The organism is Herbaspirillum sp. Her3 (assembly GCF_057961275.1).
This window is the reverse complement of the sequence record NZ_CM176328.1, coordinates 1,994,971-2,017,345: the sequence shown is the minus strand read 5'-3', so window position 1 is coordinate 2,017,345 and position 22,375 is coordinate 1,994,971. Positions and strand designations below refer to the sequence as shown.

The following is a 22,375-nucleotide window of genomic DNA, read 5'->3' as shown; positions in this document are numbered from 1 at the left end:
CTACAAGAGAAGGACAAGACCATGAAACCGCCGATCATACTGATGATTGAGTCGAACGGCGAAGCAGTGGAGCTGGCGCGCTTTGCGCTGTGGCGCCAGAATTTTCACTGTGTATTGCAGTGGTATGACGAAGCAGACGCAGCCATCGAACGTTTGCTGGAGCGTCGCCAGGAGGGCGACACGCAATTGCCGGGCATGATCTTCCTTGACCCGGGCATGATGGAGAACAACGGCCTGGACTTCATCCAGGCGATGAAGGCAGGCCGCGATACGCGGGGGGTGCCGATCGTGGTCTTTCCCGACAGTGACTATCCGCCCGAGATGCCGGCGCTGATCGAGGCTGGCGCCGTGGAATATCTGCTCAAGCCGGAGACGGCGCAGCAATACATGGACGTGGTGGTGGACCGTGCGCGGCGCTGGAGCAAGCGGCGGCGCAAGCGCAGTGGCGGTACGGGCGCGGCCCCGACTGGTGGCCAGAGCACGCCATCTTGAACGCAGACACCCATGAAAAATGCCGTGACATTCACCTGTCACGGCATTTTTATGAACACCCGCGCCATTGGCCGGGCCGATGGCTGCTTATTTCTTCACACGCGAGCTGATGTGCTCATCGAAGTCGCGCTGTGCGGCTTCCAGTTTCTTGAGGGCGTCCTGCCAGGGCTGGTAATCCGCTTCGGTGAGCCAGGAGCCACCGGGATTCTGCTTCCACTGTTCCAGCTTGGCGGTCATTTTTTCATATTCTTCCAGCTGAGCGACCAGCAGCGCTTCCATCTGTGTCTTCAGCTCTTCGGCGCGGATGATCCAGGGGTCTTGGTCTTGGTCTTGGTCTTGGGCTTGGTCCTGGTTCTGATCCTGTTCTGACATGGGCATCTCTCTTTGGGGTGAATGAAGTGGGTGGATGCTATCACGAACAATGGGCTGCTGAGTGCAGTTGGTCCTCGCCTGCCCGCGTGGCGGCCTTGAGAAGACAATGGGAGGTCGGCCCAATGGAGCGCGTGAATCCTGCGAGCCGCTCAACATCACCTGAATCGAGATTTACTGGCAATCGAATTCTCCAGATCCACCAACCTTTTTGCGACCCAGGCATTGCTCAACATGCCCTGCAATGAAAATGTGAGCGCTAACACGTCGTGGCAACGCTCGGTAATCATGGAGAAAGCCAGGTCACAGGGGAACCCTTCAAAGGGACGGGTAAGCTTGGCCAGATACAGGGCTGATGGTGGACCAACCTGATTATTTCGTGCGGTGACATAAAACTTCTGCGGCGCACCACCTAACGGGACTGACTCTCCTTCGGAGAACCTTTGCGCGGCCCCTAGCAAAATACTTTTATGTTCATCGACAGGCGCCAGATAAATTTCTATTTTTTGGTGGGTCGCCTCCAACATCTCCTCTTTGAGCTGACGAAAAACCTCGTCAATTTCGCGATGTGCCAGTTGGATATCTTTAGCCGCCAATCTGCCCGCTGCGAAAGCGCTGACCTGCTCCCCAATTTAGTACGAGAACGACTTGGAGTCTGCGGTTAAAAAAGTCTCTGCAAACTGTTGCGGCGTCAGGTACCCAAGGGAACTATGCGGCCTCTCAAAATTGTATTCTCGTCGCCAGGCGGCAATGACTTCCCGAGCATGCCGCATCGAAACAAACCAATGTTCATTCAGGCATTCATCCCGAAACTTGCCGTTGAAACTCTCGATGTAGGCATTCTGCTGCGGCTTGCCAGGTTCAATGAAGTTCAGCTTTAATCCGTGTGCATAGGCCCAGGCATCGAGCACCTTACCGGCGAACTCGGGGCCGTTGTCGATGGTAATCGATTGCGGCAATCCTCGAAGCTCTGATAGTCGCGACAGCACCGATACGACCCGTGTGCCTGGCAGCGACGTATCAACCTCGATAGCCAGACATTCCTTGGTGAAGTCGTCCACGATGTTCAGGCAGCGCAATCGGCGACCATCAGCCAATCCATCCGATACAAAGTCCATCGACCAGCTCTGATTGGACATCGTCGTCCGAACCTTCAATTGCCGCTCCACGCCCGCAATCCGCTTCCTCTTGCGGCGCCTGACGCTCAGGCCTGCCTGCCGATACACCCGAAGCAGCTTCTTTCGATTGACCTGCCATCCTTCCCGCTGCATCAATACATGCAGACGCCGATAGCCATATCGGCGTTTTATGGCCGCCAGTTCGCAAAGACGTTGACGCAACTCCTCATCGTCAGGACGACGGGATTCGTAGTGATACAAGGAACGAGAAATTCCTATTAGCCCGCAGGCACGGGTTACGCCTAGACCGTGAACATGCATGATGTGCGTCACGGCGCTTCGCCTATCCTGCGGGCTTACCACTTTCGGCCGAGAACATCCTTTAGCGCAGCGTTGTCCAGCAGGCTTTCTGCCAGCAGCTTCTTGAGCTTGGCATTCTCGGCCTCCAGAGCCTTGAGCCGTTGGGCTTCGGATACCGTCATCCCGCCGAACTTGGATTTCCAGTTGTAGTACGTCGCGTCGCTGATGCCATGCTTCCGGCAAACCTCGGCTACTTTCATACCGGCTTCGGCTTCCTTGAGTACGCCGATAATTTGCTCTTCGGTAAATCGTTTCTTCATGCTGCCTCCGTATGGGGCAGACTCTACATCATTGCCGTACTAATCTCGGGGAGCAGGTCACGAGTGTGGCGCCCGCCTGCTCTGCACGCAGGCGACAACAACCTGGTCAGACGAATCAACGATTGGCGATTCAGCAGCAGATGCCAAGGCAGAGGCACTAAGTGCGACATCCCAGGTCGCAGCCTCGACCGACTCCGGCATCTGCCTGGATTGCCTGCGCAAAGCCGCACACTTCGGCAGCCCAATCGTCATCCGGGAATGACAATGCTCGACGTGCAATCACGGTTGGAACAACTGCACCACTCCATTCCCGCGCTTCGGCTGTACGCACTGGTCGATGGTGTGCAGTACCAAGCCCAGCTCTGTAAGCGATTCCACCCGAGTAGCGGGCTGTTTCCGCTGTTTGCCCGGACGCCGGACGCGGCGCTGGCCCATGCAGGCCCTTGGCTGGTAGACACGTCCATGGCAGACGAGGCCGCCATCGCCGAGCTGACCACGCTCGAACGAGATGCGCCGTCGCTTACTTGGCTGATCGCGCCGCAAGACCTGGAAGGCCTCGGACAACTGCTGCAACTGCGAATGAACGTGAATCTTCCAGATGGCCGCCGCGCCTTGCTTCGTTTCTGGGATCCGCGTGTCCTGGTCAATCTGGCGCGCACGCTCGATGCGCCGCAGCGTGAAGAGTTCTTCGGTCACATTCATGAGTGGCACCTGCTGCATGAAGGCAGGCGCGTTTGGATTGGGAGGCAACATGCTGACGCTTACTGAGGCGCAGTGGCAAAATCTGCAACAAGGTGAAGCCCGCCAGTTCGTTGCAGCCGTGTGTGATGCGTTCCTGGCCAATCGGCCCGAGATGCGGGACCCGCCTGGACGAGACGAAGTGCTAAAGCGGATGCAGGACGCCTACGACTACGCCGCCCGGACAGGTTTCACCAGCACCCCACACATCGTGCGGCTGATGTACCTGTCTGCTGATGCTCCGCACATCTACGATGACCCGCTGGTCGATCACTACCTGCGCAAGCCCGGTGCGACGCCGGAACAACGGCTCGATGATCTCGATGCCGTCATGAAACATATGCTCAAGGGAGAACGTTGATGGCGTCACTGGCGGTACCGCTGATCGAGGGTATAGGAGCCCGTATCTTGACTGCACTAGGTGTAGGCGCCATTGGCGCGGCGGGCGAGGCTGCGAGGGAGCGTGCGCGCAAGCGCCAGGAAGAAGCTGAGCAGGCAAAGTCCTCCCCCATCGCGCGCACTGATGCCACAACGAAGGAGCGTAAGAAATGCAAAGACTGCCCTCCTGATAAAGGACATACAACGATTCGCAATCAGCAATGGGGGCCAGAAGTAGTTGCCTATCAGTTTCGTATCTGTGGCCTGCCATTTGGAGACGGATGGATAACGGAGTGGAACTTCTCCGATGTTGACTTTGATGGCTTTGATTCCAGCGAATGTTTGCTCAAAGAGGCCAAATCTACCTATGACCAGTTCTTTGACGATTTCGGCTACCTGCCTAAAGTGCTGACCTCGAAGCAAGTGCCAGAAGCCCGCGTGCTCACTCCAGTGATGGGCAAAGACGAAAAAGGGAAGGACATGCAAACCGGCACGATCCTGGTCAGCGTTACCGACGAACCGTTTTCCGACGAGAACCCGGAACACGTCAAGATCGCTAATGCCATCGAAATCCGCTTGGTCGATCAAGACTTGCTTCCCCGCTTTGCTGACATGTGAAGGTCGCCATCGCTCGGCTTGGAGCGGTTGAATTGCCGATCAATTTGTCTGCGAGATCGCTCATGATCCTCTCCCCTCATTGGCGGGAAGCTGATAGGGACGGAAGCTGACCACCTCCTGGCCGGCCCACTCGTTCAAGCATCCAAACTGCCCCTGCAACGGCTCAATCTCATTGCAGCCAAAGACGGCAGCCGGTCAATTTGGCGTCGGTATGGCGCACGTGATAGTCAACGAAAACGTCAGTCCACTTAAGCTCGGCGGGTGTTGCTTGGCGAAAAGATCTCGCACAAGTCACGCAACTCACTTTGCGGAAGTCAAGCAAAGCAAAAAGGCCCTGAGCGCTGTCACGCTTAGGGCCTTTGTCAGCAAGGCTTTCGCCTTACTTGCATTTGGTTGCGGGGGCGGGATTTGTTATTCAGAAACAGCGTGTAAAGCTCATATAACCTCCTGCCCCACCAATTACGAATTCACGGAAAAAGTCTTAAAAATCAATGACTTAGATTTATATTTTCTTCGTAATTATTTAAGGCAAGGTGCTACAAAGTCATATAGATGCTGGATAGTTTTGAAATTGCGGAGCAGATTCTATTCAGCTTGAATATGAGTTTGTGACATACATTTGATAGCACATTCCGTTCATTCTTCGCAGATCGCTAAAAAAATTACACTGAGAGTCTCGATTTTTTAAAATGGACAAGAGCACATGCCCTAAACAAATAAAAAAGAAAAATGGCGGTGAGTAACATCTCTCCTATCAACGCAATCAGGGCGAGCGGATCTTCGTATGCGACGCGAATAGTTCCACTTGCTGACGGTAATTTGTCGATCTTAATAATGCCTTCGTCTTCAATGAGAGGCACCAATTCTTTATGGCTATCTTTAGAAATAAAGTATGCGTGATACCGAGATAAATTTATTGCGCTTAGACGAATGCTTGTAATGCCATCTGGCTTTTCAATGGTAAAACCCTGGGAATTAGATGTCATAGCAAGCGATACCGGTTTTTGCTTTTCTTCTGTAGAAGCTATTGCACGTATTCCATCAAGTGTAAATAGCGAGATGCCCTTTTCCATTCGTTCTACCGAGAAGGAGCGAATTCCCGCCTGTTGCGCGGCGCTTGAATTGAGTGCTTTGGAGAGTTGAGATATTCGTGATGAATCTACCAAAATGTATTTTGAGGATGTAATTGTGATGGCCTTAAAAAGGCGAGCACATTCAACGGATTCATCAGTCTGAGCACAATTGTCGATATCTTTTCGGGCGATACCGCCTCCGTATTCCAGGCCATATCCTAATAATGGCAATAGGATCTGCCATGTCTTGATTGGTGGGCCAATGTGATATCCATTGGGTGAAGAAATCCCAATTATTGTTGCTGAATTTCCTCCTATGAGGTTGGGCTCAAATCGTGAATCAGATTCAGAAAGAAACCGATAATTCATTTTTTCGAAATCTGTTATGGAACGAAATGCAGCACCAGATAAGGTGAAACTGGCTTCAGTCGGGAGCGCTTGATGGAGTCGCTTACTAAGGATGTCGGACGTCTGGTACAGAGAGTAAAAAACAAGAATCAAAACAGTAACTGTTCTGATTAAACTTCTGGGGATAATTTTGAATGCCGGAATCGACATGACAACCAAGGTTGGCGGCACTAGAAAATACCATTTAAAACCAAACCTGAACTGATTTAGAACTGGAATGTGTTCGATGAAGATACCGCATGACGCAGTTAAAGCAACTAAGAGTGTAGCTACCGATGCGGCCATTAGTATATTGAGAGATAAAGGACTCTGCAGTTGATGTCTTTTTGCAAAATGCAAATAAATCCCAGCTGTTGCAGTAACTGCTAATCCGCCGATGAATAATTCAGAATATTGTCGATAGGTCTCCCCTACTTCAAAGCTGAAGTTTGTGCTGTAGAACATTGACGTTAGCAGTTTGAATGGCATCAATGAAAGTACAACTGAATCTTGAGGTCCCCTATTGATTACAAATTCGCTTGACGCTCGTAGCCAGAGAAGGAGCACCGGAAGCGCCGCGGAAAATGCAATGACTGTCTTTAATGCCCAGCTTGCGGCGCGAATTTTCTGGTGAAATCCAGCAGACAAAAGGATTATCATCGCAATAATGCAATGGTAGACAAAGAACTGGATGTTCCCGCAATAAGCCGAGAGTGCTAATGAAAATCCCAGCAAATATGTATTCCTATTATTGTGAAGATAGGTAGCTGCGCTATAGAAAAATAGCGGAATCAAGGAAAAATTAGTAAAAACATAGTACCAATTTCCATAGCTAATGTAGCAAGCACAACTTGAATATAATGCGACAGCAATTAATGCATCGAAGTGGCTGCACCAAATTCGCATTAGCTTATAGGTAACGAGATTTCCGACGAAAAAGCAAAGAATGAAGTAGGTGGTAATTGATGTCCAGCTTTGATGACCAAAGGCTCGAGAAACCAAGTAGCTAACTTGCATCATTGGATTCAGGATGCTGTAGTAACCGACATCAATGATTGGAATACCTAGCATCTGCTGAGTATTGAGGAGTGGTAATCTGAACTTTAGCAATTCTGAAAATGCGGCGTTCATCACAGGTTGCCACTGCAGAAGATTGTCGTCACTCACCGCGAACGAGAAATCTAGCCGTGTTAGTGTTATCAGCAATAGCACAATCAAACAGAATAACTGGATGGAGCGGCTTAATCCGCGAATCCAAGAATTTTTGTGGCAATCGCTGGCATTTACATTGATTTCATGTTGGCGCATTTAGGCATGTAACTTATAAAAAATGTTGTCGATTATAAATCAACGTATGTAAGTTCTATTTCATGCTTAACGCTCTATGCATTGTGATGAGGTGTTGCTTGACCATGCTTTTTTTGTGACGGTGATTAAATCGCTTTTAAGCATGGGACGTCTTCACAAGAAATTACGGAGTTGCACAGAGAGAACTTGTTGTTTCATAGAGTGCCGAGTTTCCAATGTTTTCGACAAGTCGAAATGTTATTCCTCCGAAGTGTATAGCTTCTCGATTAGATGCAATCTCAGCTCCAGCGATGTTACTAAACTGACTCAGGCCGATGTGTTTTAAGCGTTCATTGGTCAAGATATGAGTCACTTGCGATTTCGTTGGCAAGGGGAAGGAATTTAGCTCAGCAGAAAAAAAACTCTGTGGCAACCAGAACTGATTACGGAACTTGAAGAAGGGCGATGAATCGGGGATGGCTTCAGTAGCCCAGTCCCGAAGTCTGTAAACTCGAATATTTGGATCTTCGTTTTCTAACGCAAGCAGAAAATCAGTCGCCACAACTAATGGTTTCCCACAGCGGGGCATCGCTCTGCTCAATAGCTCGCGGATGCTTGAGCGCTCGTATTTCGCATCACTTAGCTCAGAGAGCACTTCGTGACGAATGCTAATGCGGCGTAGCGTTTCAGGCAACGATGCAAGAATGAGAAAAGTACACGCAACAAGTGCCCAGGGTTTAAGAGGGGTGGTCGGCACGGACATTGTCGTAGCCGCAATCAGCATTAATGCAGGTATCCACAAATACCAGTCAAAATAACCCTCACCAAAAATGATAAAAACAAAGCCAATTAAAGCGCTGACGACAATAATTCTAGGCAATTCGCTATCGTTGATATTTTTTCTATCTGTCGATATCCAATTGAGGGTGAAGAAAGCTAATGCACCCATTGCGCCCAGAAAGCTTATTGCGCCCCCGAGAGGAATTACATCCCATGTTGTATTCCTGTAGAAAAACCAGGTCAAAAAATTTTCACCGGAATAGTGGCGCCCCACGTTTAAGGAGGCCCACGAAGTCGCATTGAGACGACCTGCAACGGTGAAGAATGGCAGTAGGCACAATAAAAAGGTAACTACCGTAATCAAGTATGCAGGAATTGCCGCAAACGATACTTGCCGCTGCCGTACATAAGTCAAGATGCTATAGCCCCCCGCGGCGAGAAGCACAGGAAATGCGGTCAACTTTATTGCAGTCGCAATGAATGCCATACAAAGGGCAAATACTGTTTGTATTGCAAGTCTTCCTTGATCTTTCCACAAGAAAATGATGCTAGCCGCAGCCAAGGCCAACATTTCAAATTCAGGGGAAAATATTTTTCCGTAAAAAAAGAAGGCACTACAGGCAACGATCATCACGGCGAAAAATGACACGGCAGTTGGGCCGCGACGACGCCATATGAGCGGTAAAAATGCACCGAAGGAGAACCATTTCATCGCCAAAAAGATCAGTTTGTGAGCCGCGATTCCGTGTGTCATTGCGTCTGGAAGAGCGAGGATGATGCCAGCTGCTGTAAGCCAAAAAGGGAAGCCATACCCATAGGGAGTACCGAACGAAGAAATGGCATGCCAATCACCACTGACTAACAGTGTCGAAAGGATTTTTGCTTGATGGTAGAACAGTATTTCGTCAGGGACAGAGTCGTAGACCTCAATCAAGGTCGAATGAGATAGTGCAAGAACAAGATCAATGCCGATAGATACTCCGAAGAGAATCGTTGCCACAATGGCATTTACCCAAGTAAATCGCATTAAATTCTTCATGTTGTCAATTATTCTTTTACGAAAGAGGTAAAAAATGCTGAGTATAAGTCGTGCAAAAGTGCGGCGAGTATAAAACTGTCTGAATGGCAATTTACGTATTTATAAAATTGAATCGCCCCGGGGATCGTGGAGGCTAGGGCCTGTTCACATTTTCACGAATGGTCCGAATGCGCAGGCAAGCGAGACGAACACAAGGTAGCTGTCAGCGAGCTTGTCGTATCAAGTTGAGACGCGACGAAAACAAGATGTAAACACATTTCAGCAAATGTAAACAGACCCTCGTTGGTTTAAGTTAATGCATGGATATTGCGGAGTCGCCGATAGTAACTTTCCTCAGCTTAAGCCAGCGGGATGCATCAAAATGCGTCAGATTTGATGCCCTCTGGGCGGGGTGCCGGGCCACGCTGGGTGGGCTTCGGCACTTGACGCAAATTTGAGTCAAAACCGCCCTATGTAGCGAGCAGGCGCGGGGTGGGGGCAACCGCGCGCGCAAGGGCAAAACCGGCAAATAAGTGCTTTTTAGCAACTTTCATCTATCCTTCCGCTCCGTCTCACTGTCAGCTTTCACCTAGGCCTCTGCAACGTCCAGAGGCCTTCTGGCTACGAAGAGCTCCCCGCATCCAAAAACTTCAATCACGCTAAAAGCAGATAGAAAAAGGCCCCGACTCCATAAAGGAATCAGGGCTCTTCCGATGTCATGCAAATGATGCACCAAAACTTGCATATATTGTTAAAATAACCACTCATTCAAATGACTTGCTATTTTTGCAATGACAACATCCCCAACAGTTGTCTCGCCTCAGGAATTCGTCGCTCGGCTAAATGGCCAGATCAGCGCTAGAAGCGATTGCCAAAATGGCTGGCGTGTTAGCTTAGAACATAACATCATGCCCGGAACTTATAAGTTGGTTCCCATCTGCGGTGTGCCAGAACGCCTTGTCCGCGAATGCTGCGACGTATTACTCAGAAAATTTTACCCTTCCATACCGATCGGTCTGCACGATTTGTAATTTGTCTTCGATCAGCGAGGTATTAGGGACTCCAATGATGCGACGGAGTGCCCCTCGGGCGGCGCAGTTTTCGATGCTACATAGGGTGCTTTGAAACAACCAATCCTCTTGATCTCCGAGGATGTGGCTATTGCCGGCTGAGTTGCCGCTATCGTAACGATAGCGGCGGTGTGGTCATGAAATCAGAAGCTGTACCCGGTCACGAATATATTTACGTTGTTTATTCCATTGCCTGACGTATTTAAATAATAGATCGTCTGAGCGGTAATCAACTTCGTCCGATATGGAACTTGAACGACTGAAGCGCCAGTGGCATACATGGCATCGACACCAGCTGTCGATGAGGCAACACCGATTGTTACCGTGTCTGCCGAGCTGCCACCGTTGTAATTTTCAATATCTCCCCAAGCTTCCTTTGCATTTTTCGGAACCCACGTTGCAAGCGAGAGCGCGGTAAGAGAACTATTGGAGGCAGTCGATCCCAACGGCATTGCACGCACAAAAACAAATTCTCGATCAGCCTGGTACCCGATCACAAATAGATTTGCCGCTGTGGTTGGCCATACGCCAATCAGCGCAGATGCCGTATAGCCAGATGGCATATTTGCGCCACCATATACATTGCCTGCAGCCGCCGATGTTGCATTAGTTGCCAAGATGCTAGCTGTTGCAGTGGTAGGGTTGTAGATCGCATACAAGGCTACAAAGCCACTGGCTGGCGCAGTACCAGTATCCATGCCACCGGCACCGGTTGTCGCCAGGTTGATCGTTTTGCTGTAACTAGATAACTTGTACTGCAAGCCGCCGAGTGCGGTCTCCACAATGATTTCATCTGCTGTAAATGTGGCGGAGGCAGATGCTGCGGTCACACTCATTTTCGCGTTGCGCATGGAGCCGACGACGCCGGTCAATTGACCGAATTGCGCAGCCTGTAGGGATGCTATTGCCGGACCAAATTGAGCTGCTCCGCTGGTGCAACTGATCAGAATCCAGCACAGGCTGCCACTATTGAGCAACGAACCGACGTAGGACACTAAAGTAACGACGCCACCTGAAACAATTTCTCCACCCTGTAGCGCGGCCCCGCCCAATCCAAAAATTGGCGCTGCAGAAAGCCCGTCAGGCGAAAATGTTGATGCGCCGGAATTCGTCGCGTTGGCGATAAATTGCTGAGTAGCACCGCTTGTTGTTGGCAGTGCATTCATCGGGATTTGATTCGAAGCTGTGTATGCAGTTGTCATTGTTATTCCCTGAAATAGCTACGTTTCGATGGCCGCGATCAAAGGTGAGCGGCACTGTAAATATAGGATGAATTCAGAATATTTCTCCCTTATGGATCAGGTTTTTTCTTAATTTGATTTCAATTCTCCGATGGAATTTACCTTTATTTTCAATTAACGTACGGCACAGATATTCAGAGTTCTTTTCGAATACTGCAATGTGGAAACAGGTGATGAAATAAGATATTTGCAGATTGATTGCGTATTCTCTTAATCAAAGTGCAGTCTTCCTACTCGCCGCTTTGCAGCAGTCTCCTTTTCATAGTCATCCCGACAGTCCACATTACAGAACCGCATTCCGACGGCTACTAGGTCGTCGCAAAAATGGCAGCGGCAGTCAGGCTGAAGCGCTGGCGCACGTCGTGCGGCGGCTAGGCCGGCGGCGATGGTTCGATAGATTCTGCTGTCCGCGTTGTCGGCGTGATCGCTCATAGTTATTTGCCCTCATTGGTAAGAAGTTGATAGGAACGGAAGCGGACCACCTCTTGGCCGGCCCACTCGTTCAAGGAAAGGAACTGCGCCTGCAACGGCTCAATCTCGTTGCAGCCAAAGACGGCGGCCGCCTTCGTCACATCGCCGAATCCGCCGGTGTTGTTGGGCATGGTCCCGAGTAATTGCGGCGGCACGCGATGCGCGGCCAGCACGTCGTCACGCGTGCAGTTCTTGATATTGAAAAATTCGTCCTTGGCGGCAATCTCGGAGACCGGCAGGATCTGCAGGCCATCTTTCTTGCCGCCTGGTGCATACACAAACAGGTTGCGGAAGTTGCCCGGCCCTTTGCTGTTGCGCATCGCCTCGCGCAGCTTGTCCACGTCGTTGACGTTGCTGGCCGTGTCGGTCATGTAGAGGATGAAGCCCGCATGCGATCCGTTGAGGTAGTAGCGGCGACGAAAGAGCGTGGCCGACTCATTGAGCCAGGCCGATTGCAGCGCACTCACGTACTGCGGCACCCCATACACTTCCTGGTTGATGTCCGGTGCCTGCAGGTGCCAGATGCCGTTCGGCTCAAATTCGTAGGTATCTCGCCAGCCGTTGACGAAGAAGTAGCGGCCTGGCTCCACGCCTACCCGCGTGTATTTGGCCAACGCTGGCCTCAGGCTCAAGAGCTTGCCCGTCATGCTCTCGCGCCGCTCGGCGTAGCAGTTGCCGAACAGCAGGAAGTCCAGCGCCAGGCGCGTGAAGTCACCGCGCGACAACACGGCGGACGGCTGGAAGGTCGACGCGAGGATATTGACCTTGCACCAAATCGCACTGGCATGGTGGACGCTGGCATTCAAAGACTTGGCCAGGCCGACCATACTGAGCGGCGGCTCGTACCAGTCGCCATTGCGATAGCACTCGACATCGGCCAGCATGTCGCGGCCCTCCAGCACGGGCGAAGGATCGCCAAAAGAAAACGCTTCGATGGCCGGCGCCGGCGGCCTCTCGACCTTGGTCGGCAGCGTGTTGTCGGATGCAGCCGCGCGGCGGCGTGCTCTGTGTTTCATCAGAAGAACTCCATGGATGAGGTGTTGTTAGCGGTGGTGCCTTCGAAGGGCTCATAGTCGAGGGCGTGCATGACCGACCAGGCCAAGTCAGCGTGGCCCGTTTCTTCCGAGCGGCCAGCGTCATAGGTGACGGCGCGCCCGCTAGGCGTGAGGATCTTGCGAATGGCCATGAAGGACTGCGCGATGTCCGTCCAGCCCGCATCGAACTGCAGGCGGCCACTGCGGATGATGTTTTGCGCCTTGAGCACCATCCGCGTTTTGACTTCGGGCGAGTAGCTGATGGCGGTGGCGCCGGGGAAGAATTGCTTCACCAGCGGATAGACGCCCACGCCCATGCCGGTGGTGTCGATGCCGATGTACTGGACGTTGTAGCGGCCGCACATTTCCTTGATGAGCGCGGCCTGTTCCGCAAAATCTTTGCCGCGCCACTGGTGGCGTTCAAGAATGCGGAAATTGCCGCCAGGGACCAGCGGCGGGGCAATCACCGAACAGCCGGCGCTGTCGCCGGTCAGGGACGGGTCATAACCAATCCACACTGGGCGGTGGCCAAAGGGGCGAGCCGTGAACGGCTTGTAGTCATCCCAATCCACCCACGAATCCACCATGCCGCGCTGCAGGTCAGCTAGCGGGAATACCGACGCGGAATCGTCGATAAAGTTACACATCAACAGGTTGTCGAACTGGTCCGGCGAGTATTCAAAGTCGCGCAGTTCGTCGATGTCGAACAGATCGCAGCCACCGGCTGCAGCGTCCATGATCGTGACGATCTGGCGCCAGATTTTGTCCTCGCCCGTGAAGCCAGACGACAGGCGCTTGTGGCTCACATCGATGTTGACCTTCTCGCCCTTGGCGCGGCGTTTGTTGAACGCCTCGCCGGTCCAGAACGGATAGGCCTGGTGCGTGGTGGCCGAGGGCGTGGAGAAGTACGTTTTGCGCCACTTCTTGTGCAAGGCCATGCCGGACGCCACCTTGTTCAGCTCAGTAAAATTGTGCGTCCAGAAGAATTCATCGAAATAGAAATTCCCGTGATAGCCCTGGGCGGTTCGTGCGTTCGTGCCGAGGAAATACAGGTGCGCGCCATTGGGCAGCACGATAGGATCGCCGGACAGTTCCACCCCACACGCGTCCTTTGCAAACTGGATGATGTATTGCTTGAAGACGTGCGCCTGCGATTTCGAGGCCGACAGAAAAATCTGATTGCGTCCGGTCTGGATCGCATCAATCAGCGCCTCACGCGCGAAGTACCACGTAGCACCAATCTGGCGGGATTTCAGGATGATGCGCGTGCGCTCGCTGCCGTTTCGGTACCAGACCTTTTGATAGTCGAACAGGGAATCGTTGAATGCCTCGACGATGCGCTGCTGGGCCTCTTCGCTGAACTCGTTGCGCACCGGTTTCTTCTTCGGGCCAGCATTGCGATTGGCGATCTTGGGATTGAGGTCGGTTTCGTTTCCGCCCGGCTGCTCATAGCGGCGCACGCGCGCGGCCTGCACAAGCTGCCGCATTAGTGCATCGAGCTCCTTGTACTCGCCATTGCCCTTTACTTCCTTGGCGATCAGTTGCACTATGCGCGCTTCAAGGGCAATCTCTACGCGCTCCAGGCGTGAGACTTTTTCCCATTCATCGCGGTGCTTCCAGCTATTGACGGTGGAACGCTTGATCTTCAGATGGCGCGCAATCGACGAGATGCGCCAGCCCTCGAAATACAGGCGGCGCGCAAGCTGCCGAGGCTCAGTCGCCTGGTCGATGTTGTCCTTGATGTCTTCTGGAATTTCTAACATGCCGCAAGCGTAGGCGGCGCGCGCGCGTAGCGGGGACTTTGCCGAGTCGCTATCCCCCTTTTCAACCCTCAGTTCATTGATGCATTTCGCCCATCGGCAGAAGATGACGTTATCCGATCAACCGATAACGAGCGCGAAAACTCATGGCAACCAAGAGCAAATTTTTCCGCGTCGCGACCGAGGGCGCGACCACCGACGGCCGTAGCATCAGCCGCGAGCAAATCCAGCAGATGGCCGACAGCTACAACGTGAAAACCTACGGCGCTCGCGTGTGGGTCGAGCATCTGCGCAGCTTGCTTCCCGATGGTCCGTTCAAAGCCTACGGCGATGTACTGGCACTGAAGGCCGAAGAGGTCGACACCGAGAACGGTAAGCGCCTGGCCCTGTTCGCTCAGATCGAACCGACGCCCGCACTGATCGCCATGAACAAGGACCGTCAAAAGATCTTCACCAGCATCGAGCTGGCCGACAAGTTCGCCGACACCGGCAGTTCCTATCTGGTCGGCCTGGCCGTGACCGACAGCCCCGCCAGCCTGGGCACCGAGATTCTGCAGTTCTCGGCCACCAATCCCAAGGCCTCGCCCTTTACTCCCCGCAAGCTGAAGCCCGAGAACCTGTTCTCTGAAGCTATCGAGGCCAAGCTCGAATTCGAGGAAGACGGCCCGAGCGTGGCCGAGACCATCAAGCAACTGTTCAGCCGCATCGGCGGTGGCGAGAAAAAGGCCGATGTCCAGCACGCCGACGTGGTTGCCGCCATGAGCGCCATCGCCGAGAAGGTCGGCGAATTCGCGCAGGCCGCCACACAGGCCAGTAAGGATGCCGCCGAGGCCGTGGCACGCCTGGAGAAGCTGGAAAAACGCGTTGGCGATGAATCGACCGCCGCCGAGCAGTTCCGCCAAACCGTCAACTTGACCGACAAGAACAGCGTGCAGCGCCCGCCTGCCACCGGTGGCGGCAGCAACGGCGCCGCGCAGACCGAGTTCTAAGCCGGTCCCGCGCGAACCTATTTTCTGAATTTACCCTGGAGCAGAACACATGAAGAATCAGACCCGTGCCGCCTATAACGCCTACACTGCGCGCCTGGCGAGCCTGAACGATGTTGCCGGCGGCGCCGTCCACTCGACGTTTTCCGTGGACCCGACTGTGCAACAGAAGCTGGAAGACAAAATGCAGGAATCCTCCGAATTCCTGTCCAGCATCAACCTGATTGGCGTGGATGAGCAGGAAGGCGAAAAAATCGGCCTGGGCGTGTCCGGCCCCATCGCCAGCCGCACCGATACGCGCGGCGACAAGCGCCGCAGTACCCGCGATGCGTCGGCCATGTCGAACACTCGCTATCGCTGCGAGAAGACCAATTTCGACACGCATATCACCTATGCCAAGCTGGACGCCTGGGCCAAGTTCTCGGACTTCCAACTGCGTCTGGCCAATGCGATCCTGAAGCGCCAGGCACTGGACCGCATCATGATCGGTTTCAACGGCGTGAAGGTGGCCGCCGATACCAACCTCGACCTGTATCCGCTGCTGCAGGACGTGAACAAGGGCTGGCTGCAGCAGATCCGCGAGCAGTCCCCGCATCGCGTCATGGGCCTGGTCGGCCAGGATCTGCCGGGCAAAGTGGTCATCGGCAAGGGCGCTGGCGCCGATTACGTGAACCTCGATGCCGCCGTGTATGACGCGGTGACCAATCTGGACCCGTGGTATCAGGACGATACGGGCCTCGTGGTCATCGTCGGCCGCGAGCTGCTGCATGACAAGTATTTCCCGCTGATCAACAAGGATCAGGCACCGACTGAAGCCCTGGCCGCTGACATCATCGTGAGCCAGAAGCGTATCGGCGGCCTGCCGGCGGTACGCGTGCCCTCCTTCCCGGCCAATGCCATGCTGATTACCCGCTTGGACAATCTGTCGATCTACTTCCAGAACGGTGGCCGCCGCCGCCGTGTGGTGGATGAACCGAAGGCCGACCGCATCGAGAACTATGAATCGTCGAATGACGCCTATGTGATCGAGGATGAGGGCTTGGCCGCCCTGGTGGAAAACGTGGTGCTGCAGGATGCGGCAGCGGGCGGCGCCTGATGTCGCGCCTGTCTCCTGCTGCGCGCCACCGCGAGCGCATGCTCGGCAAGCTGGCGGCGTCTGCCGGTGAGCCGGGCGGCGTGACCACCGGCAGTGCCTATGAGCTGATGCTAATGAAGCTCCACGAAGACCGGCGCACGCTGTCCAACATCCAATCCATCGAACGCAAGATCGAAATGAAGGCCACCATGCTGCCGGCCTATCAGGACTGGATTGATGGCGTGCTGTCGGGCGGCCGTGGCGCGCACGACGAAGTGCTGGTCAATGTGCTGGTGTGGCACATCGATGTCGGCGACTACGAACGTGCCCTGCAGCTCTCGGCCTATGCCCTGGAACACAAGTTCACTTTGCCGGATCGCTACAACCGCACCTTGCCCACGCTGCTGCAGGACGATTTCGCGGGCGCCAGCCTGGGCGGCAAGTTGAAGGATGATCCGGCCCGCGCGGCCGACATCCTGCAACAGGTGCTGGCAATGACCGGCAACGCCGATACCCCCGATCAGGCGCGCGCCAAGGTGCATAAGGCGCTGGGCCTGGCCCTGCTGGAGCTGGTCAATCAAGTGGATGCAGAAAACATCACGGCGGCCACGGCTGATCGGGCCACGGCTTCACTGCAGCACCTCACCCGTGCGAGCGAGCTGCACCAGGCGGCCGGCGTCAAGAAGGAAATCGAGCGGCTGGAGCGGCGACTCAAGAAGTTCGCCGAACCGGCCAAGTAAAGAGCACCCCACGGCGCAGGGGCGGCCCGAGACGGAAGCGACATTGTTCGTCGGATGTCTCGGCCACCGCCCCCACATATTTCAAGACCATGAGCTATATCGACGAGGTGCCGGTAACGGCGGGGCCGACCGTACTGGCCGACGTGAAGGCCATCACCAATGACGGCTTTTTCCCCGACATCAGCATGCCGGCCATGCGGGATGCCATGCGGCTGGATTCGACGGTGACCGATGCGCGACTGCGCCCGGCCCTGGTGGACGCGATCCTGACCACCAATCGGCTGCTGCGGGACTGGCAGGCGGGCCACCTGGCCAGGGGACTCCAGAAGCTGGAAGAGGTGCCCGCGCTCAAGGTGGACGGCGAAAGCCAATACGTCGCGCACTATCGTCGCGCCGTCTACAGCTTCGCCAAGGCTGACATCTTCGAGAGCTATCGGGACTACGACACCACCGCGAGTGCCCTGACCGACAAGAAGAACATGGAATGGATGGACACTGCGCCGGACGTGCAGCGCCGTAACGGCCATTGGGCCATCAATGACATTCTTGGCCGCACGCATGCGACCGTGGAGCTGATCTGATGCAGGTGCGCAGCCAGCAGGGCGACACGCTCGATGCGTTGGTGTTTCGCTACCTGGGCGCCAGTAGCGGCTATGTGGAGCAGGCGCTTGCGCTCAATCCGGCCTTGGCCGCATTGGGGGCGGTGCTGCCAGCGGGAACGATGGTCACGCTGCCCGCTGCAGTGGAAGCGCCCAGCACCGCGCAAGACAGCATCAGCCTATGGGATTGACGACATGAATACCAAATTACTGACAAGGGGAAACCACGTTATGGCAGCAGAATCCGTCGGCGGCATCGCTGCCATCCTGAAAATCTACGGCATCAAGGCCGTGCTCGGCATGGTCGGTGCCGCGCTGCTGTATATCGTCCTGCCGCCGCGCAATGCCGATGGCTCGTTCAACGAAAAGGAATTCGTGGTGCGCCTGGCCTGCGCGGGCGCCTTCTCCATCATGTTCGGCGACCTGGCGTTTTCTCTGCTGCTCCAGTACGTGCCGGCCATCGCCGCCGTGCTGGGGCCGAAGCCGGTCGATTTGATGGTGGGTGCGCCGGCCTGGTGGATCACGCGGGCCGTGGCGCTGTGGTTCCAGCGGCGCCAGGGCAAGGACATTGCCGAGCTGGCACGCGACGTGAAGGAAACACTGTGAACGCTCTCGACAACCGCCGCGCCTTCCTGGGCATGCTGCGCTTCTCCGAAGGCACGTCCAATTCGCCGACCACGCGCGACCGCGGCTATGACCAGATCGTCGGGCGCACCCGTTTTACCAGCTACGCCGACCATCCACGCGTGCGCGTCTGGATTCCTCGCATCAAGAATTGGTCCACGGCGGCCGGTGCCTATCAACTGCTGATGCGCTACTACGATATCTACCGCAAGCAGCTCGGGCTGACCGGGTTCGGTCCGAAGGTGCAAGACGCCATCGCCCTGCAGCAGATCAAGGAATGCCGGGCGTTACCAGATATCGACGCCGGCCGCCTGGCCGACGCCATCGCCAAGTGCAAGAACATCTGGGCATCCTTGCCGGGCGCCGGCTATGGCCAGTTCGAGCATCGCTATGTGGATCTCGAAAAGGCATTCACGCGGGAAGGCGGCGAAGCCATCGTGCTGCCGACCCTGAAAACCAGCGAGGAACTGCATTTGGCCTTCGTGGACGCCGGCGGGGTGTTGGCATGACGCTGACCGACACCTGGCGCACCCGGTTGCGTGCCGGGCTCGGCGTCGGCTTGCTGGCAGTGGCCTTTACATCTGCATGGGCCATCCAGGGATGGCGCAAGGATGCCGACATTGACCAGTTGAAAGCCAGCATTGCGGCGGCCGACCAGGCGGCTGCCGACGCCCGCGCTGATCGTGCGGAAAAAGTCCTGGAGGCCGAGCGCAGTGCCCGCGATGCTATCCAGGCCGTTACCGACAAGCTCACCAATGAAAGGGATGCCGCCCGCCATGAGAAAGACACTTACATTGCTGGCGTGCGCAGCGGCGCTATCCGGCTGTCAGTCCCCGTCGTCGCTGCAGTGCCCGCCGGAGCCAGTTGCACAGATACCGGCGTTGCCGGCGGAGCTGGCCAGGAAGCGCGAGCCGAACTTACGCCAGCGGCAGCAGAGTTTTTTGACGACATCGCCAGCGAAGGTGATGACGCCATCCGACAAAGCAATGCCCTGATCGACGCCTACAACGCCTTGCGCGAGAAGCTGAATGTACAAGCCCAACAATCTGCGGGATTACCTGCGCAAGGCCATTAAGGATCTGGCGCAAAATCCGGACAAGCTACACATCTTCATCGATGAGGGCGGATCGCGTGCCACGGGCACGGCCGGTCTGTCCTTTGAGTATGACTATGTGTTGAACCTGATCTTGACCGATATCGGGCTGGACCTCGATCTGGTGTTCGTGCCGCTGCTGGCCTGGATGCGGGTTCATCAGCGGGAAGCCTTCGCCAATCCCGAGAACGCCAAGAAAGCCATCCGCTTCGAAGTGGACATGAACAGCGCCGATTCTCTCGATCTGTCGATCAAGTTGGCGCTCACTGAGCGCACCATTGTCAAACGGCAAGATGGCGGCCGGCTGGAAATCATCCACGCCGGCGAGCCTCATCTCACCCCGCCATTCGCTGATGACTTCTGGCAGCTCTACCAGGACGATAGCCTGCTGGCCGAATGGGCCGTGCCGACGCCGCCATGAGTGATGATCTGCAACGCCTGGAAGAATGGGCCGGCGCCTTGATTGCCAAGGTGCAACCAGCACAACGACGCCAGCTCGTGCGCCAGGTGGCCAACGATTTACGACGAGAGCACGCACGCCTGATCGCCCAGCAGGTGGCGCCCGATGGCACGCCCTATCCGGCACGCAAGAATCGCAAGGAACTGCGCGGCAAGTCTGGTCGGATCAAGCGGCAGAAGGCGGCCATGTTCAACAAGCTGCGCACGAATGCTTACCTGCAGGTTCAGGCGGATGCCAACCAGGCATCGGTCGGTTTCTTCGGCAAGGTGGCGCGTATTGCTCGCGTGCATCATGAGGGTCTGCCGGACAAGGTGGCGCCGCGTGGCCCAAGCTACAAGTATCCAGCCCGGAAGCTGCTGGGTTTCTCGCATAGTGATACTAAGAGGATTTGCGAGCTTGTTGTTTCAGCTTTGAAAGATGGCGCGTGATAATTGAGCTAGGGCAAGAAAGCAAAAAATCACGTTGATTGTCTATCTGATCCATGTATCTTATGCACTATAAGAACATTCGATTCCGCCAAAGCTATCGGGCACTTGCAACACAAGTGCCCGGATAAATTTTTCATTGGGGGAATAAATGCGCTTTCAGGATTTGCGGATTGGAACAAGATTAGGTATTGCCTTCGCGACGCTCGTTTTAATCATCATCGGTATCGTAGTGCTCGGATTAGCAAGACTTTCCGAGACCAATGAATCTTTGGATCATGTGGTGAACGACCGTTACAAAAAGGTCGCGATTATCAATACGATCGCAGGAAATACAGACGATATTGCGCTCTCAGTACGCACTAGGCTCATTTCAGCAAATCGTGAGGAAATAGCCAAAGAGAAAGCGGCCGCTGATCAGCTTGTAGTGGAAAATAACAAGCTATACGAGCAACTCAGCACGGCCATTGTTCTCCCGAAAGCAAAAGCGCAGCTGGAAAAAGTTATTCAATCTCGGACTGAATATACCGCTGTGATGTCCGAGGTTGTTCGACTTCTGGAGCAGGCAGACAGAGATGGCGCTGTCGAATTGCTCAGAACGAAAATGGCGCCGATGCAAAAGAAGTACATTAAGGAACTGGACAGTCTGTCTGAAACTCAACAAGAGTTGATGAATCAAGCGGTCGCCGAGGCAAAAGAGAACTACGAAAGCACTCGCGCGATTATGGTGGTGAGCGGGCTCGTCGCAAGTATCTTTGCAGCTCTTGTTGCGTTCTTTATTTCTCGTGGAATCACATCTCCCCTTAACCGTGCTCTTTCTGTTGCTGAGCAAGTGGCAGCAGGGGATCTTACGGCAGAGATAGCGCAATCCCAAAAAGATGAGACAGGGCGGCTTCTGCAGGCATTAGCGGTAATGAATCAGAAGCTGAAAGATATCGTCAGAGAGGTTCGGCATGGGACTGATGCTATGGTTACAGCTTCGACACAAATTGCCACGGGCAATCTGGACCTGTCGTCTCGCACTGAACAGCAAGCCAGCTCGTTGGAAGAAACTGCATCTTCCATGGAAGAACTGACGTCGACCGTAAAGCAGAATGCAGAGCATTCGCAGAAGGCGAGTGAACTTGCTTCGCGTTCTTCGCAAATAGCCCAACAAGGTGGCAACGTTGTCGAGAAGGTGGTTCAAACGATGAGCTCCATCAATGACTCGTCAAGAAAAATTGTCGATATCATTTCCGTCATTGATGGCATCGCTTTCCAAACCAATATTCTTGCCCTGAATGCGGCGGTTGAAGCCGCAAGGGCGGGCGAGCAAGGGCGCGGTTTTGCCGTAGTTGCATCCGAGGTTCGCGTATTGGCCCAGCGCTCTGCTACCGCCGCCAAAGAGATTAAAGAGCTGATACAAGACTCGGTCGACAAAGTAAATTCCGGGAGTGAACTGGTTGCGGAAGCTGGCCAAACAATGAATGAAGTTGTTGCCAGTATTCAGCAGGTCACGAACATAGTTACTGAAATTTCTGCCGCCACTCGGGAGCAAAGTGACGGCATTGAACAAGTCAATCAGGCTGTCATGCAGATGGATCAGGTAACGCAGCAAAATGCGGCCCTCGTCGAAGAAGCCGCCGCCGCTGCGCAGTCTATGCAAGATCAGATACAAAACCTATCGAAGGTGGTCAGCGTATTCCGCATTGATCAGTTGGATCGTCCTAATGCGCCGAAGTCACCGGGCGTCGCCCGTCATGCTGTTCGCGCCGCCATGGAACAGCCGCGACGGCAGAATGATGTGGCAAAGAGTACGCAGACACTCCCAGCTCCGACAAATAAGAAGAAGGAAAATGAAGAGGATTGGGAGACCTTCTAATCGGAGATGGCCTCCCCCATTTTCCTTAGATTCTTCTCTCTCAGTTAGATAGGTCGTT

23 protein-coding genes and 1 pseudogene are annotated in these 22,375 nt (G+C 54.4%); 15 read left to right on the top strand and 9 right to left on the bottom strand.

Going from position 1 to position 22,375, the window contains the following annotated elements; translation table 11 throughout:
- Positions 1–21 precede the first annotated feature (21 nt).
- On the top strand, positions 22–492 hold the full coding sequence (locus tag ACVC5H_RS09275; protein ID WP_489622037.1) for a response regulator: 471 nt from the start codon (positions 22–24) through the stop codon (positions 490–492).
- Between the two features lie 87 nt (positions 493–579).
- Here the strand turns inward: ACVC5H_RS09275 and ACVC5H_RS09270 are convergent, their stop codons facing one another.
- From ACVC5H_RS09270 to ACVC5H_RS09260, 3 genes are all read right to left on the bottom strand, one after another.
- Positions 580–864, bottom strand: a complete 285-nt coding sequence (locus ACVC5H_RS09270; protein ID WP_489622036.1) for a hypothetical protein — start codon at positions 862–864, stop codon at positions 580–582.
- A gap of 155 nt (positions 865–1,019) precedes the next feature.
- Positions 1,020–1,457 carry a hypothetical protein gene (locus tag ACVC5H_RS09265; RefSeq protein ID WP_489622035.1) on the bottom strand — a complete coding sequence of 146 codons (438 nt, stop codon included), beginning with the start codon at positions 1,455–1,457 and terminating at the stop codon, positions 1,020–1,022.
- Between the two features lie 36 nt (positions 1,458–1,493).
- Positions 1,494–2,599, bottom strand: a protein-coding gene (locus ACVC5H_RS09260) for an IS3 family transposase (RefSeq protein WP_489620920.1) whose coding sequence is annotated in 2 segments (ribosomal slippage) — positions 1,494–2,353 and positions 2,353–2,599 — 1,107 coding nt in all. Because the reading frame shifts where the segments join, the coding sequence is not laid out codon by codon here.
- A gap of 264 nt (positions 2,600–2,863) precedes the next feature.
- On the opposite strand from ACVC5H_RS09260, the gene ACVC5H_RS09255 reads away from it, so the two are divergent.
- Genes ACVC5H_RS09255 through ACVC5H_RS09245 form a run of 3 tightly spaced genes read left to right on the top strand, consistent with a single transcriptional unit; the run spans position 2,864 to position 4,333 of the window.
- Positions 2,864–3,367 (top strand): DUF4123 domain-containing protein, encoded by a 504-nt coding sequence (locus ACVC5H_RS09255; protein WP_489622034.1) that lies wholly within the window; start codon positions 2,864–2,866, stop codon positions 3,365–3,367.
- Positions 3,351–3,698, top strand: a complete 348-nt coding sequence (locus tag ACVC5H_RS09250; RefSeq protein ID WP_489622033.1) for a hypothetical protein — start codon at positions 3,351–3,353, stop codon at positions 3,696–3,698. Before ACVC5H_RS09255 ends, ACVC5H_RS09250 begins: the two co-directional genes overlap by 17 nt.
- Entirely contained in the window at positions 3,698–4,333 is a 636-nt protein-coding gene (locus tag ACVC5H_RS09245) for a Tox-REase-5 domain-containing protein (RefSeq protein ID WP_489622032.1), read from the top strand. Before ACVC5H_RS09250 ends, ACVC5H_RS09245 begins: the two co-directional genes overlap by 1 nt.
- 662 nt (positions 4,334–4,995) lie before the next feature.
- Here the strand turns inward: ACVC5H_RS09245 and ACVC5H_RS09240 are convergent.
- The 6 genes and pseudogenes from ACVC5H_RS09240 to ACVC5H_RS09215 all read right to left on the bottom strand — a co-directional run bounded on the left by ACVC5H_RS09240 (position 4,996) and on the right by ACVC5H_RS09215 (position 14,457).
- Positions 4,996–7,101 carry a hypothetical protein gene (locus ACVC5H_RS09240; protein WP_489622031.1) on the bottom strand — a complete coding sequence of 702 codons (2,106 nt, stop codon included), beginning with the start codon at positions 7,099–7,101 and terminating at the stop codon, positions 4,996–4,998.
- 163 nt (positions 7,102–7,264) lie between these two features.
- On the bottom strand, positions 7,265–8,899 hold the full coding sequence (locus ACVC5H_RS09235) for a hypothetical protein (RefSeq protein WP_489622030.1): 1,635 nt from the start codon (positions 8,897–8,899) through the stop codon (positions 7,265–7,267).
- Between the two features lie 144 nt (positions 8,900–9,043).
- Positions 9,044–9,139 (bottom strand): annotated as a pseudogene (locus ACVC5H_RS09230) (IS5/IS1182 family transposase); the annotation flags it as partial.
- 952 nt (positions 9,140–10,091) lie between these two features.
- The gene (locus ACVC5H_RS09225; RefSeq protein ID WP_489622029.1) at positions 10,092–11,150 is read right to left on the bottom strand and encodes a hypothetical protein; all 1,059 of its coding nucleotides are present in this window, start codon (positions 11,148–11,150) and stop codon (positions 10,092–10,094) included.
- Positions 11,151–11,623: 473 nt separating this feature from the next.
- A complete protein-coding gene (locus ACVC5H_RS09220; protein ID WP_489622028.1) occupies positions 11,624–12,676 on the bottom strand; it encodes a phage portal protein in 1,053 nt (350 codons plus the stop codon).
- On the bottom strand, positions 12,676–14,457 hold the full coding sequence (locus ACVC5H_RS09215; protein ID WP_489622027.1) for a terminase ATPase subunit family protein: 1,782 nt from the start codon (positions 14,455–14,457) through the stop codon (positions 12,676–12,678). Before ACVC5H_RS09215 ends, ACVC5H_RS09220 begins: the two co-directional genes overlap by 1 nt.
- 143 nt (positions 14,458–14,600) lie before the next feature.
- Here ACVC5H_RS09215 and ACVC5H_RS09210 point away from each other — a divergent pair, with 143 nt between their 5' ends.
- From ACVC5H_RS09210 to ACVC5H_RS09160, 11 genes are all read left to right on the top strand, one after another.
- Complete coding sequence (locus ACVC5H_RS09210; protein ID WP_489622026.1) at positions 14,601–15,443, top strand: GPO family capsid scaffolding protein; 843 nt, start codon at positions 14,601–14,603, stop codon at positions 15,441–15,443.
- A 49-nt stretch (positions 15,444–15,492) separates the two neighbouring features.
- Complete coding sequence (locus ACVC5H_RS09205; RefSeq protein WP_171940856.1) at positions 15,493–16,536, top strand: phage major capsid protein, P2 family; 1,044 nt, start codon at positions 15,493–15,495, stop codon at positions 16,534–16,536.
- Positions 16,536–17,255: a phage terminase small subunit gene (gene gpM, locus ACVC5H_RS09200; protein ID WP_489622025.1), complete on the top strand. Its 720-nt coding sequence runs from the start codon at positions 16,536–16,538 to the stop codon at positions 17,253–17,255. The genes ACVC5H_RS09205 and gpM overlap by 1 nt, the downstream gene beginning before the upstream one ends.
- An 89-nt stretch (positions 17,256–17,344) precedes the next feature.
- Positions 17,345–17,836, top strand: a complete 492-nt coding sequence (locus ACVC5H_RS09195; protein WP_489622024.1) for a head completion/stabilization protein — start codon at positions 17,345–17,347, stop codon at positions 17,834–17,836.
- Positions 17,836–18,045 carry a tail protein X gene (locus tag ACVC5H_RS09190; RefSeq protein ID WP_209567400.1) on the top strand — a complete coding sequence of 70 codons (210 nt, stop codon included), beginning with the start codon at positions 17,836–17,838 and terminating at the stop codon, positions 18,043–18,045. Before ACVC5H_RS09195 ends, ACVC5H_RS09190 begins: the two co-directional genes overlap by 1 nt.
- 40 nt (positions 18,046–18,085) lie before the next feature.
- Positions 18,086–18,460, top strand: a complete 375-nt coding sequence (locus ACVC5H_RS09185; protein WP_489622023.1) for a hypothetical protein — start codon at positions 18,086–18,088, stop codon at positions 18,458–18,460.
- Positions 18,457–18,987 (top strand): glycoside hydrolase family 24 protein, encoded by a 531-nt coding sequence (locus ACVC5H_RS09180; protein WP_489622022.1) that lies wholly within the window; start codon positions 18,457–18,459, stop codon positions 18,985–18,987. The genes ACVC5H_RS09185 and ACVC5H_RS09180 overlap by 4 nt, the downstream gene beginning before the upstream one ends.
- Positions 18,984–19,553, top strand: a complete 570-nt coding sequence (locus tag ACVC5H_RS09175; protein ID WP_489622021.1) for a lysis system i-spanin subunit Rz — start codon at positions 18,984–18,986, stop codon at positions 19,551–19,553. The genes ACVC5H_RS09180 and ACVC5H_RS09175 overlap by 4 nt, the downstream gene beginning before the upstream one ends.
- Positions 19,507–19,992 (top strand): phage tail protein, encoded by a 486-nt coding sequence (locus ACVC5H_RS09170; RefSeq protein WP_489622020.1) that lies wholly within the window; start codon positions 19,507–19,509, stop codon positions 19,990–19,992. The genes ACVC5H_RS09175 and ACVC5H_RS09170 overlap by 47 nt, the downstream gene beginning before the upstream one ends.
- Positions 19,989–20,459 carry a phage virion morphogenesis protein gene (locus ACVC5H_RS09165; protein WP_489622019.1) on the top strand — a complete coding sequence of 157 codons (471 nt, stop codon included), beginning with the start codon at positions 19,989–19,991 and terminating at the stop codon, positions 20,457–20,459. Before ACVC5H_RS09170 ends, ACVC5H_RS09165 begins: the two co-directional genes overlap by 4 nt.
- Positions 20,460–20,607: 148 nt before the next feature.
- Positions 20,608–22,317 carry a methyl-accepting chemotaxis protein gene (locus tag ACVC5H_RS09160; RefSeq protein ID WP_489622018.1) on the top strand — a complete coding sequence of 570 codons (1,710 nt, stop codon included), beginning with the start codon at positions 20,608–20,610 and terminating at the stop codon, positions 22,315–22,317.
- Positions 22,318–22,375 lie beyond the last annotated feature (58 nt).

Excerpts from the sequence above, each read along its gene's own strand:
- ACVC5H_RS09275 (WP_489622037.1), top strand. The coding sequence starts at position 22 with ATGAAACCGCCGATCATACTGATGATTGAGTCGAACGGCGAAGCAGTG.
- ACVC5H_RS09270 (WP_489622036.1), bottom strand. The coding sequence starts at position 864 with ATGTCAGAACAGGATCAGAACCAGGACCAAGCCCAAGACCAAGACCAA.
- ACVC5H_RS09255 (WP_489622034.1), top strand. The coding sequence starts at position 2,864 with ATGCTCGACGTGCAATCACGGTTGGAACAACTGCACCACTCCATTCCC.
- ACVC5H_RS09250 (WP_489622033.1), top strand. The coding sequence starts at position 3,351 with ATGCTGACGCTTACTGAGGCGCAGTGGCAAAATCTGCAACAAGGTGAA.
- ACVC5H_RS09245 (WP_489622032.1), top strand. The coding sequence starts at position 3,698 with ATGGCGTCACTGGCGGTACCGCTGATCGAGGGTATAGGAGCCCGTATC.
- ACVC5H_RS09240 (WP_489622031.1), bottom strand. The coding sequence starts at position 7,101 with ATGCGCCAACATGAAATCAATGTAAATGCCAGCGATTGCCACAAAAAT.
- ACVC5H_RS09235 (WP_489622030.1), bottom strand. The coding sequence starts at position 8,899 with ATGAAGAATTTAATGCGATTTACTTGGGTAAATGCCATTGTGGCAACG.
- ACVC5H_RS09225 (WP_489622029.1), bottom strand. The coding sequence starts at position 11,150 with ATGACAACTGCATACACAGCTTCGAATCAAATCCCGATGAATGCACTG.
- ACVC5H_RS09220 (WP_489622028.1), bottom strand. The coding sequence starts at position 12,676 with ATGAAACACAGAGCACGCCGCCGCGCGGCTGCATCCGACAACACGCTG.
- ACVC5H_RS09215 (WP_489622027.1), bottom strand. The coding sequence starts at position 14,457 with ATGTTAGAAATTCCAGAAGACATCAAGGACAACATCGACCAGGCGACT.
- ACVC5H_RS09210 (WP_489622026.1), top strand. The coding sequence starts at position 14,601 with ATGGCAACCAAGAGCAAATTTTTCCGCGTCGCGACCGAGGGCGCGACC.
- ACVC5H_RS09205 (WP_171940856.1), top strand. The coding sequence starts at position 15,493 with ATGAAGAATCAGACCCGTGCCGCCTATAACGCCTACACTGCGCGCCTG.
- gpM (WP_489622025.1), top strand. The coding sequence starts at position 16,536 with ATGTCGCGCCTGTCTCCTGCTGCGCGCCACCGCGAGCGCATGCTCGGC.
- ACVC5H_RS09195 (WP_489622024.1), top strand. The coding sequence starts at position 17,345 with ATGAGCTATATCGACGAGGTGCCGGTAACGGCGGGGCCGACCGTACTG.
- ACVC5H_RS09190 (WP_209567400.1), top strand. The coding sequence starts at position 17,836 with ATGCAGGTGCGCAGCCAGCAGGGCGACACGCTCGATGCGTTGGTGTTT.
- ACVC5H_RS09185 (WP_489622023.1), top strand. The coding sequence starts at position 18,086 with ATGGCAGCAGAATCCGTCGGCGGCATCGCTGCCATCCTGAAAATCTAC.
- ACVC5H_RS09175 (WP_489622021.1), top strand. The coding sequence starts at position 18,984 with ATGACGCTGACCGACACCTGGCGCACCCGGTTGCGTGCCGGGCTCGGC.
- ACVC5H_RS09170 (WP_489622020.1), top strand. The coding sequence starts at position 19,507 with ATGTACAAGCCCAACAATCTGCGGGATTACCTGCGCAAGGCCATTAAG.
- ACVC5H_RS09165 (WP_489622019.1), top strand. The coding sequence starts at position 19,989 with ATGAGTGATGATCTGCAACGCCTGGAAGAATGGGCCGGCGCCTTGATT.
- ACVC5H_RS09160 (WP_489622018.1), top strand. The coding sequence starts at position 20,608 with ATGCGCTTTCAGGATTTGCGGATTGGAACAAGATTAGGTATTGCCTTC.